The 14,890-nt window shown below is 40.3% G+C and carries 18 protein-coding genes; 9 read left to right on the forward strand and 9 right to left on the reverse strand.

Annotation, left to right across the window (positions count from 1 at the left end):
- The first annotated feature begins 12 nt into the window (after positions 1-12).
- The gene (locus tag OCU78_RS16560) at positions 13-489 is read left to right on the forward strand and encodes a hypothetical protein (protein WP_137375297.1); all 477 of its coding nucleotides are present in this window, start codon (positions 13-15) and stop codon (positions 487-489) included.
- A 117-nt stretch (positions 490-606) separates the two neighbouring features.
- Here OCU78_RS16560 and OCU78_RS16565 read toward each other — a convergent pair whose 3' ends face one another.
- On the reverse strand, positions 607-1,458 hold the full coding sequence (locus OCU78_RS16565) for a DNA alkylation repair protein (protein WP_137375296.1): 852 nt from the start codon (positions 1,456-1,458) through the stop codon (positions 607-609).
- A 97-nt stretch (positions 1,459-1,555) separates the two neighbouring features.
- Positions 1,556-1,873 (reverse strand): hypothetical protein, encoded by a 318-nt coding sequence (locus tag OCU78_RS16570; RefSeq protein ID WP_137375295.1) that lies wholly within the window; start codon positions 1,871-1,873, stop codon positions 1,556-1,558.
- Between the two features lie 74 nt (positions 1,874-1,947).
- On the opposite strand from OCU78_RS16570, the gene OCU78_RS16575 reads away from it, so the two are divergent.
- On the forward strand, positions 1,948-2,676 hold the full coding sequence (locus tag OCU78_RS16575) for a helix-turn-helix transcriptional regulator (protein ID WP_137375294.1): 729 nt from the start codon (positions 1,948-1,950) through the stop codon (positions 2,674-2,676).
- Positions 2,677-2,830: 154 nt separating this feature from the next.
- Here OCU78_RS16575 and OCU78_RS16580 read toward each other — a convergent pair whose 3' ends face one another.
- Both OCU78_RS16580 and OCU78_RS16585 read right to left on the reverse strand, forming a co-directional pair.
- Positions 2,831-3,364 carry a chromate transporter gene (locus tag OCU78_RS16580; protein WP_137375293.1) on the reverse strand — a complete coding sequence of 178 codons (534 nt, stop codon included), beginning with the start codon at positions 3,362-3,364 and terminating at the stop codon, positions 2,831-2,833.
- A 2-nt stretch (positions 3,365-3,366) separates the two neighbouring features.
- On the reverse strand, positions 3,367-3,936 hold the full coding sequence (locus OCU78_RS16585) for a chromate transporter (RefSeq protein WP_137375382.1): 570 nt from the start codon (positions 3,934-3,936) through the stop codon (positions 3,367-3,369).
- Positions 3,937-4,139: 203 nt separating this feature from the next.
- On the opposite strand from OCU78_RS16585, the gene OCU78_RS16590 reads away from it, so the two are divergent.
- Positions 4,140-4,799: a GntR family transcriptional regulator gene (locus tag OCU78_RS16590; protein WP_137375292.1), complete on the forward strand. Its 660-nt coding sequence runs from the start codon at positions 4,140-4,142 to the stop codon at positions 4,797-4,799.
- On the opposite strand, the gene OCU78_RS16595 is transcribed toward OCU78_RS16590, so the two are convergent.
- Both OCU78_RS16595 and umuD read right to left on the reverse strand, forming a co-directional pair.
- Positions 4,786-6,045: a Y-family DNA polymerase gene (locus OCU78_RS16595; protein ID WP_137375291.1), complete on the reverse strand. Its 1,260-nt coding sequence runs from the start codon at positions 6,043-6,045 to the stop codon at positions 4,786-4,788. The two genes, OCU78_RS16590 and OCU78_RS16595, sit on opposite strands and share 14 nt — an antisense overlap.
- Complete coding sequence (gene umuD, locus OCU78_RS16600; RefSeq protein WP_137375290.1) at positions 6,045-6,452, reverse strand: translesion error-prone DNA polymerase V autoproteolytic subunit; 408 nt, start codon at positions 6,450-6,452, stop codon at positions 6,045-6,047. The genes OCU78_RS16595 and umuD overlap by 1 nt, the downstream gene beginning before the upstream one ends.
- A 220-nt stretch (positions 6,453-6,672) precedes the next feature.
- Here umuD and OCU78_RS16605 point away from each other — a divergent pair, with 220 nt between their 5' ends.
- From OCU78_RS16605 to OCU78_RS16615, 3 genes are all read left to right on the forward strand, one after another.
- On the forward strand, positions 6,673-7,125 hold the full coding sequence (locus OCU78_RS16605) for a Fur family transcriptional regulator (protein WP_137375289.1): 453 nt from the start codon (positions 6,673-6,675) through the stop codon (positions 7,123-7,125).
- A 104-nt stretch (positions 7,126-7,229) separates the two neighbouring features.
- The gene (locus tag OCU78_RS16610; protein WP_137375288.1) at positions 7,230-7,790 is read left to right on the forward strand and encodes an LbetaH domain-containing protein; all 561 of its coding nucleotides are present in this window, start codon (positions 7,230-7,232) and stop codon (positions 7,788-7,790) included.
- Complete coding sequence (locus OCU78_RS16615) at positions 7,780-8,787, forward strand: CobW family GTP-binding protein (protein WP_137375287.1); 1,008 nt, start codon at positions 7,780-7,782, stop codon at positions 8,785-8,787. The genes OCU78_RS16610 and OCU78_RS16615 overlap by 11 nt, the downstream gene beginning before the upstream one ends.
- A 160-nt stretch (positions 8,788-8,947) precedes the next feature.
- Here the strand turns inward: OCU78_RS16615 and OCU78_RS16620 are convergent, their stop codons facing one another.
- Positions 8,948-9,292, reverse strand: a complete 345-nt coding sequence (locus OCU78_RS16620) for a hypothetical protein (protein ID WP_240701785.1) — start codon at positions 9,290-9,292, stop codon at positions 8,948-8,950.
- A 183-nt stretch (positions 9,293-9,475) separates the two neighbouring features.
- Between OCU78_RS16620 and OCU78_RS16625 the strand changes: the two genes are divergently transcribed.
- Positions 9,476-9,982 carry a GNAT family N-acetyltransferase gene (locus OCU78_RS16625; RefSeq protein WP_137375286.1) on the forward strand — a complete coding sequence of 169 codons (507 nt, stop codon included), beginning with the start codon at positions 9,476-9,478 and terminating at the stop codon, positions 9,980-9,982.
- Positions 9,983-10,115: 133 nt separating this feature from the next.
- A complete protein-coding gene (locus OCU78_RS16630; protein WP_137375285.1) occupies positions 10,116-10,631 on the forward strand; it encodes a P-loop NTPase family protein in 516 nt (171 codons plus the stop codon).
- Positions 10,632-10,654: 23 nt separating this feature from the next.
- On the opposite strand, the gene OCU78_RS16635 is transcribed toward OCU78_RS16630, so the two are convergent.
- Positions 10,655-11,362: an SDR family NAD(P)-dependent oxidoreductase gene (locus OCU78_RS16635; protein WP_137375284.1), complete on the reverse strand. Its 708-nt coding sequence runs from the start codon at positions 11,360-11,362 to the stop codon at positions 10,655-10,657.
- Positions 11,363-11,703: 341 nt separating this feature from the next.
- On the opposite strand from OCU78_RS16635, the gene OCU78_RS16640 reads away from it, so the two are divergent.
- A complete protein-coding gene (locus OCU78_RS16640) occupies positions 11,704-13,509 on the forward strand; it encodes an ABC-F family ATP-binding cassette domain-containing protein (RefSeq protein ID WP_137375283.1) in 1,806 nt (601 codons plus the stop codon).
- 147 nt (positions 13,510-13,656) lie between these two features.
- Here the strand turns inward: OCU78_RS16640 and OCU78_RS16645 are convergent, their stop codons facing one another.
- The gene (locus OCU78_RS16645; protein WP_373367634.1) at positions 13,657-14,844 is read right to left on the reverse strand and encodes a chemotaxis protein; all 1,188 of its coding nucleotides are present in this window, start codon (positions 14,842-14,844) and stop codon (positions 13,657-13,659) included.
- Between the last annotated feature and the right edge of the window lie 46 nt (positions 14,845-14,890).

The raw sequence follows: 14,890 nt of genomic DNA on the forward strand, positions 1-14,890 counted from the left end.
CGGACAATAAAGATGAAAAAACAGTTATTACTCGGGTTACTTTCCATATGTACTTTTAATGCCGTCGCCGGTTTGGAGTTAGCGAATACTTATCAAGATTGGGAACATTATGAATCGAAGAGTTTCGATACGGGCGAAGCGGTGATTCTTGGGGTCTCTAGTGTTAAGAGTGATGGTAATACGGAAACTGTCGCATTGCGATGTACAACAGAGGGCGTGAACCTACTGTTTTTTAATGGTTTACCAAGGCAAGAGCTGGGTTATTCTGCAAGCGCATCATTTAAGAATGCTGAAACGTTCACAATGGATGTTTGGATCAAAGGTAAAACACATTGGGCAACGGTACCATTAGACTTACTGGAGTCGTTTTATAGCGCAGAATTCTTGAAGGTGGAACTGCAAGGTGATGGGGAAGAAGTTGAGCAGATCGCTGTCTCGTTACGAGGCTTTAAAACGATGTATCAGACATTACTGCCAAGCTGCAAATAGTTTAACGTTTTAGATGATTTAGCATATCAAGCGCTTGATATGCTTTTTTAATCAATTTTCATTATACCTTTGCTCAAATATCACGTTTTTAGATTTTGTTTATCTACTTGTAACTTCTTATATTTTAGCTGCATTTCTTATTGAAAGGGCTTGTGGGTTCTTCTGTTTTGCTGGGTAGCGCAGTGCGTGTCTTATTACCCATTTGACTTCATCGGAGGCTCCTTGTTCGAGCCAACTCTCGCATAATGTGAAGATGATCTTTGGATGATCTTTTGCAATATCCCCAAGATGATTCGCGACACTTCTTCTCACAAATAGTGATTCGTCATCTTTCAATGCTTCAATAAATGGAAGCGTTGGTTGGGGGTTAATGACGAAAGATTGGATTCTCTTTCCCCATGGTAATTTGGGTCTGGTGCCTTCCGTACATAGTCGCCTTATATTTGGGCAGTTATCATTTAGTCTTTTTTCGAGGTGCGCTAACGTTCGATCTTGCTGTTCAATGAGGAAGCGGCGAATGGCGAATTCAGCTGTAAAACGTTTAGTGAGCTTAAACATCGCATTCATCGAGACATCAAAAGGATCTTCCCCACCATTATTTTCTTTATCAAGTCCGTACTCTGAAATGAAAAAGCTATGAGGCAGATAAAAGAAACCAGAGAGACCAAACTCTTCGGTAAACGCTTCTTCCGGGGTGAGTGAGTTCATTATAATAGTTATAGCTTGGGTGTAATTCTGAGGAAGATTCGATTTCAAAGCCACGGCAACATGCTTTCCTCTTTCCATCAATGAAAGTGCTTCTAAACCTGATTTAGCCTGAGTACAAAAGGCATCAACATTAAACTGGCGATAGACGTAAACAATATTGAGAGCTAAACACTCAATAGCTGGATCATTAATTAACAGCTTTAGTGGCACACCTTTGGTAATGGCTTTTGGCGCGTCGGGAATGATGGGTGATCGGATCATGTGGGGTAAACCTTTGAGAGTTATCATCTAATGAAAGGCAGCGTCTATTGGCTACCTTTATTCCTTTTATCTAGAATTTTAGTATTAATGATTGCCCTTATTTGTAGGTCACTAAAGAAGCGTAAGTTTCCATTTCTTCTTCAGGGTTATAGTCAGATAGATCCATTATTGAGAAAAACTTTGCTGCCGCTTCGCAGCTTTGTTCTTTTTCTATGACATCTTCCATGTCTTCTTGGCTACGAAACTTCACTATATCTAAATAAGTTCCATCTCCTTTCCTAACAAGCTCACGGCGCAATATCCCTGTGTGATTAGCGACAAAATCCTTTTGGAAATTGGCAGATGCATTTAATAAGTCGGTTTCTGTGAATCCTTGCGCGAGTGTTATAGGTGCAAAAATAGTAATAGCTGACATAGTATTTCCTTGTCTAGTGTGGTTGTTGTATTCAGTGTATTTATAAATATGACAATTTCTGTCATATTAAATGAATGACTAATACTAATACTCGAATTAAGCGACTAGAAAAGCTGGCAGCCGATCTCAAACAAGATCATCTTTGTACTCAGAAAGAACTGGCTATTCTCCACGGCGTGAGTGAACGTACAATTGCGAGAGACATCCAGCTGTTAAGAGATCAAGGAGTTCCTATTGATGCTGATCGCGGGCGAGGAGGAGGAGTACGGGTAGACCGAAATTGGGGCGTTGGTCGGTTGAATCTTAGTTATATTGAAGCTGTTGAATTGATGATAAGTATGGCGATAGCCGAACAAATGGGGTCACCGCTTTTCTTGACAAATCTTGCGGCGATTAAGAGGCAGCTAGAAGCATCTTTATCACCTGATAAACGTCGAAAAGTGAGTGGGTTAAAATCAAGAATACTGATTGGGGAGACGGCATCAACCGACGTACAGGGCGGTTTTACAATGACTGATTTAACCGTGCAGCAACAGCTGCAGCAGGGCTTCCTTGAGAGAACTTCTTTACGTATAAACTACCGATCAGAGAATGGTGATGTTACTCAGCGGGAGATCGAGCCTCATTACTTATTGCTCAACTACCCAATTTGGTATGTCTTGGCTTATGATCACTTGAGAGATGCGCCTCGCACCTTTCGCTGTGATCGCATTTTATCTACAACGTCGACAACCAACCAATTTAAATTACTCGATAAGACATATTTTCAGCAGATCTTGGAGTGGCACAAATCCGCTAAGTAGCTTGGCGGGATTTGGTGGAAATAGTTTGGTGGAAGTAGCTTGGTTGTTGAGTGAGCATTAATAAGGTTCACCTGATATGAACCTTATTAATGAGTAAATTACGGCTTTAGAGTTTTGATAGGAGTGAAAGCTTTGCGGCTTGTTCACCTATATTCTAATTTCCTAAAAAGACTGCCCCATAAACCAATCCACTTGAAATAACCCATGTAGGGTGAATCTTGAGCTTTTCTAATGTCACCGCGGCGAAAACGAACAATAAAACAAAATGGGTAATTCCGGCACCAACCCCTGATACCACTAACTTATAAGACAAGATAGCCATAAGCGCAGCAATCACCGGTAAAACCCATGCACTCAATGCTTTTACTTTTGGCGCATTTCTGTATTTATAGAGAATACTCATAGCGATAATCATAATTAAGATAGTTGGCGCTGCTGTAGCAAACACGGCTATGAAAGCCCCAAAAATGCCACCCACTTCGTAACCAATGTAGCCTGCCATCTTAGTGGCAATTGGGCTTGGTAAGGCATTTCCTAATGCTAGAACTTCTGCAAACCTTGTTGCATCCATCCAACCATATTGGCCAACCACCTGTGCTTCAATTAGAGGAATAATGGCAGGACCACCGCCATAACCCACAATGTTAGGTATAAAGAAAGCGAGGAAAATATCAATATAGAGCTGCATATTTATCCTTCCTTTTCATTGGTTTTAAGTTCGATTTTTTTCTCTGGTTTTACTAATACACCGGCGAGCACAGCCGCAACAATTAGTCCAGGGTGGACATTAAATACAAGTATAAGTACCAAAGAGGCTATGGATAGTAATCCGGTCGCTACGGCTCCTACCGCCTTATGTCCCTTCAAGAAAAAGTCATAACATAACTTTGCCATCATCCAAGTCACAATCGGAACTACGCCCATCGCCATGCCAGCTACCCATGGGGTATCGCGATATTCGTTAACTAAGCCAAGCCCTGCGATCATGACAATGATCAAAGGAATGATGGTAGCAACCACAGCATTTATACATCCGGTAATGCCTCCTACTTTATAGCCGATGTATCCCGCCATTTTGGTCGCAATAGGACCTGGTAGAGTGTTGCCAATCGCCAGTACATTGCTGAATTCATCATCGGGCATCCATTGGTAGTTTTCGACGACTTCCTTATGAACCAATGGAATCATGGTTGGTCCGCCGCCAAATCCAAAAATACCGATACGGAAGAAGGCATTGAATAAGTCTCTTTGTGTTTTCATGATTCTTCCCAATAAGCGGTAATGGATCTTACATGGTGAGTCTCGTGGTTACTGGTTACCGACGATAAAAATTTTTCCATGGTCATTCATGTCATCCTTGCGATTATGTGTCTCATTTAAAATAATCGATTATTTTAAAATTATTCAACAAATTAATCATATGAGTTAAAATAGTCAACAGTAGTGATTAAGGGAATGAAATAATGTCTCAGACCAAAAGTTCGATAATTTATAAGAAAATAAAACAAGACCTTACAGATGGTGTATATCCTGCTGGTGAAAATCTGAAAATTTCCCATTTAAAAGAGGTTTATAATGTTAGCTTGACGCCTTTAAGAGAAGCCTTGAGCCAGCTAGCAGCACAAGGGATGCTTGATCAAGAAAATAATAAAGGCTTTTCAATTCCCAACCTAAGTTATTCAGACATTCTTGATATCAAGCACACTCGTATCCTTGTTGAGACAGAGGCTCTTTGTTTATCACTTAAAAATGGTGACATGGACTGGGAAGCAAGCTTAGTCGCTGCACATCACAAGTTATCTCGGTTGAGCTTGTCATTGAAAGATCTTGAAGCGTGGAGCGAGGCTCATGAAGAGTTTCACGCAATTTTACTGTCGGGAAGTCAGTCGAACTACTTAATTGATTTTTCGATACGACTGAACCTAGCATTGGATAAATATCGACGTATTGCAGAGCCTGATCAAAATATCCGAGAGAAATTAGATGCTCAACACGATGAGCTATTACAACTGGCTTTAAACCGAAATATCGATAAAGCCGTTGAAGTATTGACTTCTCATATCACTTTATCGTGCCAATCGGCGATTGATTTATTGGTCTCTCAAGAACCTATACACATTTAATGGTTGGTAGGTCTCGCCACTTGGTGGTGTATTGCGGCGTTAACATTTCACGTCGCATCCCCCATTTATGCTCAATACCTTGGGCACCTAAAAAAAGTGTGTTGCTGCCATATTTTTTATTGAGCCCATCAAATACCGCCATAAGTTCATTATTATTTGGGTTTTCATTGAATAAATCTTTTTGTTCATGGCGACCATCAACTAGGTCAATCAACCCAACTCCAATTCTGTAGTATCGAACTCCTTCCTTGAATAACTCTAACGCTAATGTATTCGCTGCTTGAGTGATTTGAGTGACGTCTGCGGTTGCGTACGGAAAGCGGTGGATAGCTCTAAAACTGGCTGGTTGATTATCAAAAGGGGAGCTGGCAGCAAAGCAAAACATGACTTTGCATAGAGAGCCTTGAGCTCGCACTTTTTGAGAGGCGATACCTGCGTGTTTGCTTAATGCTTGCTGTAAGGAAGTGAGATCAAGAATACGCTCTCCAACACTTCGAGTGGAATACACTTGTTTCTTATCTGCGCGAGCAGTATCCCAACCTTTACATGCTTGCCCATTGAGTTCTCGAACGGTCCTTTCGATTTCAATATTGAAATTTTTTCGGATAAGACCGATAGGCACTTGGGTTAAATCAAAAGCTGAGTTAATACCCATCACCTTCATTTTCTTAGAAAGCTTACGCCCAATTCCCCATACTTCACCAACCTCAACTTTTGCCAGTACGGCTTGACGGTCTCGGTCATTATCGAGAACGCAGACACCGTTGAATCCCTGGATCTTTTTCGCAGCATGATTGGCAACTTTCGCTAAAGTAAGTGTGGGCCCGACCCCAACGCAAACAGGTAAGCGACACTCTTTCCAGACAGCTCGTCTAATCAGCATACCTTGCTCTCGTAAACAGGGAATGGCGGGGAAGCTATGAACGAAAGAAAGGAAAGACTCGTCAATGCTATAGATATGTTGTTCAGGCGCAAAGCGTCCTATCACCTCCATCATTTTGGCGGATAAATCTGAATACAATTCATAGTTAGAAGATAGGGTTATGACGTTTTTTTCTTCGCATAAAGCTTTGACTTTAAAATATGGTTGGAATTTTGGAATGCCTGCTTCTTTAGCTTGTCTGTTTGCCGCTACGACGCAGCCATCATTATTAGATAGCACGACAATTGGTTTACCTCGCCAATCAGGGCGGAAAACTTGCTCTGCACTGCAATAAAAAGAATTAGCATCAACAAGAGCAAACATTAACTTTCACTCAGAAGGTGGCTAGGACGATGGCAGCGGATAGAACGTATTACCACGCCTTCAACCGTAAAATTATCAAAGTCGTTAATGACAACAGGTAAGACTTTGTCATTCGCTGACATGAGTAAACGGCGGCGAATGTCTAACTGCTTACACACGAACTCTCCGTTGAAGTTCGCCACAATAATATCGTTATGCGTAGCTGTGACATATCTATCTACGATGAGTAAATCACCATCAAATATGCCTACACCCTCCATGGAATCGCCACAGGCTTTACCAATAAAAGTGGAACTAGGATGTTCAACAAGCAATTGATCTAAGTTGCAGGGTAACTGTGCGTATTCGGCGGCAGGGCTTTCAAAGCCAGTGATACCAGCGCTCGCAGAAATAGGGATAATATTCATAAGTACAACTACTGTTTATTTATACAGTTTAATTTTGAGCGTAAATTAGAATAAATACAAGTGAATCTCTCTTATCGAGGTGAGTTATTGAGAATAACGTTCCCCAAACCTTCTATCACCATCAAGAAATCGAATATCATCGTTGTTAAGATTTAAATTGTTATGTTATAACGTAACCGTGATGGGACGTGACAAAGTGAATTCGAGAAAAGTGAGTTGAATGAGCACAATTAACACGATTATTAATCATGTAGAGAAAAGCTGTAAGACTCGCGGTAAGCAGCTCACATCGAAACGTAAGTTAGTGCTACGGGCTTTGGTGCATGCTAATAAGGCTTTATCTGCCTATGAGCTGGTGGATTATTGCAACGAACATTTTTCTCAGAGTATTCAAGCAATGTCCGTTTATCGCATATTAGATTTTCTAGAGGGTGAACACTTCGCCCATAAGCTTAAAGTGTCTAATAAATACATTGTCTGTTCTCATATTCTTTGCGATCACGCACACGGTGTTCCTCAATTTTTTATCTGCTCTAAGTGCAACAAAATCAGTGAGCAAATAATCGATCCTACAATGATTTCCGGGCTTAGATCTCATGCAGAACAAGAAGGTTTCACAATCATTAGTCCACAACTTGAAATTAATTGTATTTGTGATGAATGCGCCAAATAGCTCTTAAGCTAATCCCTAAACCTAAACCTAAACCTAAACCTAAACCCTGCCAGTCGAACAAACTTTAAATGTGTCTTGCTAGACATGAATAATGAGAAATAAATATGTTAAGAAGAAACCCTAGTGGGCATATGCCTGAGGTGTCAGAAGCGGCGTTTGTTGATCCAACAGCCATCGTTTGTGGCAAGGTAATTATTGAAGATAACGTTTTTATTGGTCCTTATGCCGTTATTCGTGCGGATGAAGTGAATGAACAAGGCGACATGGAAGCTATCGTGATTAAACGTGGAACCAATATTCAAGATGGTGTGGTTATTCACTCTAAAGCCGGAGCTGCCGTCACTATTGGTGAGCGTTCATCTATTGCTCATCGCTCTATCATCCATGGTCCATGTGAAGTCAGCGATGACGTATTCATTGGCTTCAATTCAGTTGTGTTTAATGCCTTGATTGGAATGGGATGCGTGATTCGTCATAACTGTGTGGTGGATGGCTTAGACTTACCAGAGAACTTTCACGTTCCCCCTATGACGAATATAGGGGCTGGTTTTGATTTGAATAATATTTCAAAAGTACCACCGGAATACTCTGCGTTTTCAGAGTCAGTGGTGTCAGCAAACCATACGCTTGTTCAAGGTTATAGGAGGATCACCAATGAGCTTTGATGATCAGCCTATTTTAGGGGTGCCAACGAATATCATCACTGGGTTTCTCGGTGTAGGAAAAACGACAGCTATTCTAAACCTTATGGCTAATAAACCGGATAATGAACGTTGGGCTGTACTCGTTAATGAATTTGGTGAAATTGGCGTTGATGGTAGCTTGCTCCAAGGCAATAAAAACGAAGAAGCAAAAGTGTTTATTCGTGAAGTACCAGGTGGGTGTATGTGCTGCGCTGCTGGTCTACCTATGCAAATTGCCTTGAATCAGCTGCTGATGGAAGCGAAGCCGGATCGCTTATTAATTGAACCTACAGGGCTTGGTCACCCAAAAGAAGTTCTTCAGGTTCTTTCGACAGAACATTATCAGAAAGTACTTTCTTTGCAGAAGAATATAACGCTGGTGGATGCGCGCAAGCTTTCAGACAACCTTTATACTGCTAATGAAACGTTCAACCAGCAAATTGCTATTGCCGATACGGTGGTGGGGAATAAGCTTGATTTGTACCAAGAGGGTGATACCGAAAAACTACAAGCGTATGTGGCAGCGATGGGTAGCCCAAACTCTAAGATAATATTTGCAGAGCATGGTGTGATTTCATTTTCTGAGTTCGAAGGCAATACTGGCATTTATATGAACCCTCCACATCATCACCATCATGGGCACAGTAAGCCTCTCGCTTCAGAAGCTCCTATGCCAGAAAGTGGAGTGATCAAAGCCATTAATGAAGGTGAGGGGTTTAAGAGTGTAGGCTGGCGCTTTTCTGCTGATAAAGTTTTTGACCGAGCTAAGCTTATTTTGCTATTGGTTGAATTAAACGTGGAGCGTATGAAAGCGGTATTTATCACTGATAGTGGTATTGCTGGTTATAATTTGACACCTGATGGTCTAACTGAAATTGAACTTGATGAATGTGCGGAAAGTAGAATTGAGCTTATCTCACATGCCATAGATGACGGCTTAGAATCAAAGTTACTAAGTTGTGTTCAGGCAGCATGGTAAGTCGGTTGGCTAGAGTCTCAAAATGGGAATTGCTAGTGGGAACTTATTTAAAGACAATCATGCCTTTCATAGAGAGGCATGATTGATTTTGAGCCGGTTTAAAATGCTTCTACTTAAGCGTTATTATTTGAAATGAAAGCTATCACTTAAGAGTCACTTTTTAGAAGCCATATTTTGTTTTGATTGGTTCACATACCTGAGTGTATTTTTCGTCGGCCTTCGCTTGCCCTGCAAACTCAACCATAGCTTCCGAATAACCCATTGCTGTACCGAATTCTTCCATAATAAATGGGTCATTTTTAACGCTCTCTGAACGTCCCTTAGACAGTTCGACAATAAATCGAGCGTAATCTTGGTCTTTATCTAAGCCAGCAGCCCAGCCAAAGCAATGCGCTGCATCTTGCTTGGGAAATTCATTAAAGTCTTCACCATTAACTTCTGCTGTTGCTGTACCTGCTATTAATGCTGCGAACAGTGAAAGGCTTACTAATATTTTCTTCATCATTTAATCTCTAATTCATTACCTGCCGCTATAGTGGCTTACTACTAATGAATGAAAAGTGAATACTTTGTTCATATATCTATGTTTATACTTGCTTCAAATTCTCATATGTATTGTTATTGAGAATAAGACTGATGGTATTTTAGAAGCAGAGCTCCGTGGTGGGGTTAATTATTTAGAGGAAGTATGGAAGTCTCCCTGAAACGAATTGAATTAAATGATAGGCATATATTGGAGAATCTATTTCCTTATTATGTTTACGATATGTCTGAATATATGGGCTGGAGCCCGAATTCGGATGGTTTGTACGCTTTTAAACCTACTTCGCTAGACCCTTATTGGTCTCAAGCTAACCACATCCCTTATTTTATCTATGTAGATAAAGAACTCGCTGGTTTTGTTTTACTTCGTGATTATCCTGATAAATCAGAGGTATATGATATTGATCAATTCTTTGTGTTACGTAAATTCAAAGGGAAGGGAGTTGGAAAAAGGGCATTGGCTGAACTTTTTGGCTGCTATCCAGGTAAGTGGCAAATTCGTGTTCTAAAAGAAAACACAGCCGCATTGACGTTTTGGCTTTCGGCCGTAATGAATGTTGTTGATAATGATTATGAACTTTCTTTAGATATTGATGTGGACTTAGAAATGCATTTTATACGTTTTGAAAGTCAGTTAAATCAGGCTGACTAAGAGTTTATTTGGTTTTAAAAAATCGAAATAGAATTTAAAGCATTATGGGCTAGGCTAATGACAGTTCAAATTGCCAATTTCGTTAAATTAATAATGTCGCTCATGTAGAGAAGATACCTTGTAGGAGATTAAAATGAAAAAGATAGCCGTTTTTGGTAAACCAGGCAGTGGAAAATCGACAATAAGCAAGGCTCTTACAATAGCGACTGATATTCCTCTTCACCAGTTGGACTCTATTGTTTATAACGTTGACGGTACGCTTGTGGATAGACAGGTATACGATGATGCACATAATAATATATTGAGTTCAGAACGCTGGATTATTGATGGGTTTGGTCCTATCGGCTCATTTTATAAACGCTTAGAAGAAGCGGACACTTTGATTTATATCGATCTACCATACCCCGTTAGCTACTGGTTTGTTACAAAGCGATGCCTGAAAGGAGTGTTTATCAAACCGGAAGGTTGGCCTGATGGAAGCTCGGTTTTGAAAGGCACTTTAGAGAGTTATAAAACCTTAAAGATGTGCCCTAAATTTTGGAATGATCAGTTTATATCTAAACTAAAAGAAACCTCAGAGGATAAGGATATTTACGTCATTAAAACAGTAAACGAATTGAACACTTTCGTTCGGGACCATGTGCAATAGCCTAGTTATTCATCTAATGACTGTTACCATGGGATCTCTTCGCCATTAAAGCTGAAAAACTTTCCTGTATCAGACGCGTCTTTATCATCTAATAATTCGAGTAACTGACGTGCGACATATTCGGCGCTAAACAGTTTTCCAGGTTTAACGTTTCGTTGAAATGGTTTGGAAAGCTCCGTGTCAGTAGTTCCAGGGTGGAAGGATAAAACGCAGCAATGCTGGGATTTATATTTCCACTCAATACTGATGGTCTTAATCGCCATATTCAGTGCGGCTTTAGAGCAACGGTAGCTTATCCACCCTCCAATATTATTGTCTTCGATACTGCCAATCCTTGCAGATAAAGAAACGAAAAAGGTGTTGCGCTTCGATTTTAGGTGCTTAATAAAATACTTGCTAAGTAAAATCGTAGGCACCACATTTGTATCAAGATTGTGGTGGAAAAATTCAGGATTAAATTCGCTTACCGATTTCTCGGGCTTTTTATTTGTGGTATGCAAACTACCAATGGCATTGATTAACAAATCAAGGTCGGTGATTTGGTTGGCTAATTCGAAAATATCTGATTCAGATGATGCATCTACCCGAAACCATTTTATATTATCGTTTGTAATTTGAGGCTCGCTCGAGTGGTAGGTCGCATAAATTTGACTTTTAGGCTTGCTAGCCAATAGCTGCTTGATAAGAGCTTGCCCAATTCCTCCAGAACCGCCAACAACAAGAATTTTCAAAGTCCGTCACCTATTTTTCAGCCTAAGTTTATGATGTAGTACGGCTGTAATTGATAAGGCGATCTCTTTACTTTGATAAAAGCTAAGATAAAATGCTCATCATTCAATCACCCGAAATGGCAACGTTTCACAAAGAAGAAAAGGAGGAACTTATGATTTTGTGGTGCTTTAGCTACCCACGCCTATTTGGTATTAACGTTCGCTCAAGAGTTACTGATATCGCGTTGCGATAATCTCGACTTGAGCGAATAATTAATTTAGACGGATACCGTCACTCAAGCTCGAAGAATTATTGTCAACACTGACAACGGCGTCTTGCGCCCAAAATTCTTGAGAATATTATGAGTACATTTTTAACTGCACAATCCCTAACACTTTCACACACTTCTACCCCTCTATTTAAAGAGCTGACTTTTACTGTAAACCGTGGCGATAAGATTGGTCTTATTGGACATAATGGTTGTGGAAAGAGTTCACTACTTAAACTACTTGATAAGCAAAATGAGCCTAGTGAAGGCTATATTTCTACGGCTAAACATTGCTTGATGAGTTACGTTGAGCAGCATATCCCTAATGAAATACAGTCAAAAACGGTTTTAGATGCGTTAGCTGAAACTCTAACCGAAGATGAGTACTGGCGAGCTGAACTTCTTTTAACAGAGTTAGGCTTTGCAGTTTCAGATTGGCAGATGCCGGTTTCCAATTGTAGTGGTGGCCAGCAAGTTAGGCTTTTATTGGCAAGAGCGATTATAAACGAGCCAGATTTATTATTGCTTGATGAACCTAGTAACCACTTAGACTTACCTTCACTTATGTGGTTAGAACAATTCTTATCACAATGGAAAGGGTCTTTTGTACTGGTTTCTCATGACCAAATGTTACTCGATTCGGTAACCAATACGACCTGGATCATGCGAGATCAATCGCTTCATCATTTTGCTTTACCTTGCTCGCAAGCAAGAGAAAAATTGAGAAAAAAAGATGAACAAGATAAGGCTCGTCGTTCAAATGAACAAAAAGAAATCGATCGTATAGAGAAAAGTGCCAAAAGGTTAGCGAATTGGGGTCATGTTTACGATAACGAGGATTTAGCTCGCAAAGCTAAAACCATGTTTGCTCGAAAAGAGCGTTTGGAAGAGGAACAAACAGAATTAACAGAAGGCGTTCCGTGGCGATTGAATCTTCAAGGGGATGCTTTACCAGCGAACCGCTTAGTGGAAATTGCTCCATTTTCAGTTAAACCACCGCAAAGCCAATCTGTATTGTTTGATATGGCAGAAATGCGTATCAAAAGTGGCGATAGAATTGCAGTTCTAGGGAGTAACGGTTGTGGAAAATCGACATTACTGAACCTGTTATACAGGCTGTATCTTTTAAAAGAAGATGATGAAGCGAGCCTAGAAAATTATGCGGAGCCAGTGACTTTTCATGACCGCTGCCATTTAGGTTATTACGATCAATCACTGAAACAACTTGATGATCAAGATACTCTGACAGATGCCTTGGGTCAGTTTGCTTCCATAAGCAATGAGCAAACTAAGAGGGCGCTCATTAGTGCTGGATTCAAGTTTTCTAGACATGAGCAGAAAGTCGAGTCCCTAAGTGGTGGAGAAAGGGCACGTCTTCTATTTGTTGGTTTAACACTCGCAAGATATCACTTAGTGTTTTTAGATGAACCGACTAACCACTTGGATATGGAAGGGAAAGAGGAGCTTATTGAAACGCTCAATGAGTTTAAAGGGGCAACTGTGTTAGTCAGTCATGATCGCAGTTTGATAGAGCAAAGCTGTAATCGATTTTGGTTTATTCAAAACGGAAGCTTAACCGAATTCTCAACAGCTGAAGAGATATATCTAAAAATAGCTGAAAGCTCCGAATCTCCCCAATCTTCTGACAATCCAGAAATACTAGGAGGTTCAGTTGGGCAATCTAGTGGTAACAATTGGAACAACCTGCATTCGGATGTAGAAATTTCAAATAGTGATATATCAGCTGAAGAGCTATCAAAGGAGGAGCAACTTTTGGAACGTTTGATTGTTTTAGAATCATTGCTCACGGATGACCTTCAAAGAAAGCCTAAACATCAAAAGCCAAGTCTACAAAATCAATGGCGTGATGAAATGACTGAGATTAATAGGCAACTTTAGTACGAGAAATACGAAGTGTGTTTCTCCATTAAGATCTTAGAAGAGAGCCGATAATTTAGTTACTGTGGTTCTAACTTATGGGGTGCTCATTAGATTAATCTGAGCATCCCATACATGAACATTCACTTCATGCGTTAAGTTCTGCCTTTAAACGGGTTGTTTGACAGTAGCTCGTTTACCTAGCCAGTACCCAATACCTAAAGGAGCAAAGAAAACGATAAGAATGAACAAGATAAAGTAAATGAGCACGCCTCTGATCAGATCCATTAATTTATCAATGGCAAGTACAACGACATCTTGAGAGACGCGATCCAAATCTTGAGTAAATTGCGCTCGTTCTTTTGAAACAATATCTGCAATTTCTATCCGCTCACTTGCAATCATTTTAATCAGAGCTTCGCGTTCACGAGTCACCATTTCCTCTAATGCAATACGCTCCAAAGTTAGCTTGTCTAATTTTTGGTCCGTTTTAACACTCAACTCATTGATTAATGGCTGCATTTCAGCCGACATCATCTCGGCTAGGTTCTGCATATATTCAGGATTGTTTTCAATGAAATCTTGAAGCGATGAAGATGTATCGCGTAAATTAGCTAACGTTAATGACAAGTCTTCACCTGTAAGGCTGCTATTAAGAGCAACGAGTTCTGCCTTCCATGAGATCAACTTAGGTGTTTGCTCTGCCATTAGGCTTAAACGGTCAGAGGCATCACCCATCGCTTCAGGCATTGTTCCCAAAGTTTGAACAGCATCGGTTCCGCTTTTACCTGTGTAAGCTAACCAATCACGGTAAGCTGGTACGCGCTTAAATGAAATGTCTCTAAATGGATTGTCTTCTACAAACTGTTCGACAAATGTCGCACTCAGCTTGAAGTCATTACTTGTCAATATAGATTTAGCCAATGATTTAGCTTGTTTACTAAGGGATATAGAGGTTTCTTTTATATCCTCACTTTTAAACAAATCTTCTCCAGAACCCGCCACATAGAAGCGTTCCATCTGTGCTGCAAATACCCAAGTATCAATTAATGCTGCAATGGGGGAAGTTTGGTATGCCGCAGCTTGTAAGCCTTGTTCAGAATGTATTTTCCATAACAGAACATAAGATTGATGAAGGGTGTCAGAACCTGAATATAGCTGTGCGGTTTGATCCGCTGCATTCTCAACTTGAGTGAAAAAAGACTTTGTGTATTCACGAGTCATAATTCGGGCGTTGAGCTGTTGTTCAGTTAAAGGTGTAGTTTGACTATCAAGCTTGATTTCTAATAAGGAGCAACCACTTAGAGCAATAGAGAATAGTACGAATACCATTCTATGGGAGAGACAACGAAACATAACAACCTCGAATGAAATAAAATCGCCCGGATTGTAAGGATGGATA

This window comes from Vibrio gallaecicus (genome assembly GCF_024347495.1).
GTDB lineage: Bacteria > Pseudomonadota > Gammaproteobacteria > Enterobacterales > Vibrionaceae > Vibrio > Vibrio gallaecicus.

Bases quoted from the DNA above. Each gene is read 5' to 3' on its own strand.
- OCU78_RS16560 (WP_137375297.1), top strand. From the start codon at position 13: ATGAAAAAACAGTTATTACTCGGGTTACTTTCCATATGTACTTTTAAT.
- OCU78_RS16570 (WP_137375295.1), bottom strand. From the start codon at position 1,873: ATGTCAGCTATTACTATTTTTGCACCTATAACACTCGCGCAAGGATTC.
- umuD (WP_137375290.1), bottom strand. From the start codon at position 6,452: ATGAATATTATCCCTATTTCTGCGAGCGCTGGTATCACTGGCTTTGAA.
- OCU78_RS16605 (WP_137375289.1), top strand. From the start codon at position 6,673: ATGAGCACAATTAACACGATTATTAATCATGTAGAGAAAAGCTGTAAG.
- OCU78_RS16640 (WP_137375283.1), top strand. From the start codon at position 11,704: ATGAGTACATTTTTAACTGCACAATCCCTAACACTTTCACACACTTCT.
- OCU78_RS16615 (WP_137375287.1), top strand. From the start codon at position 7,780: ATGAGCTTTGATGATCAGCCTATTTTAGGGGTGCCAACGAATATCATC.
- OCU78_RS16590 (WP_137375292.1), top strand. From the start codon at position 4,140: ATGTCTCAGACCAAAAGTTCGATAATTTATAAGAAAATAAAACAAGAC.
- OCU78_RS16620 (WP_240701785.1), bottom strand. From the start codon at position 9,292: ATGATGAAGAAAATATTAGTAAGCCTTTCACTGTTCGCAGCATTAATA.
- OCU78_RS16585 (WP_137375382.1), bottom strand. From the start codon at position 3,936: ATGAAAACACAAAGAGACTTATTCAATGCCTTCTTCCGTATCGGTATT.
- OCU78_RS16610 (WP_137375288.1), top strand. From the start codon at position 7,230: ATGTTAAGAAGAAACCCTAGTGGGCATATGCCTGAGGTGTCAGAAGCG.
- OCU78_RS16595 (WP_137375291.1), bottom strand. From the start codon at position 6,045: ATGTTTGCTCTTGTTGATGCTAATTCTTTTTATTGCAGTGCAGAGCAA.
- OCU78_RS16645 (WP_373367634.1), bottom strand. From the start codon at position 14,844: ATGTTTCGTTGTCTCTCCCATAGAATGGTATTCGTACTATTCTCTATT.
- OCU78_RS16575 (WP_137375294.1), top strand. From the start codon at position 1,948: ATGACTAATACTAATACTCGAATTAAGCGACTAGAAAAGCTGGCAGCC.
- OCU78_RS16625 (WP_137375286.1), top strand. From the start codon at position 9,476: ATGGAAGTCTCCCTGAAACGAATTGAATTAAATGATAGGCATATATTG.
- OCU78_RS16565 (WP_137375296.1), bottom strand. From the start codon at position 1,458: ATGATCCGATCACCCATCATTCCCGACGCGCCAAAAGCCATTACCAAA.
- OCU78_RS16630 (WP_137375285.1), top strand. From the start codon at position 10,116: ATGAAAAAGATAGCCGTTTTTGGTAAACCAGGCAGTGGAAAATCGACA.
- OCU78_RS16580 (WP_137375293.1), bottom strand. From the start codon at position 3,364: ATGCAGCTCTATATTGATATTTTCCTCGCTTTCTTTATACCTAACATT.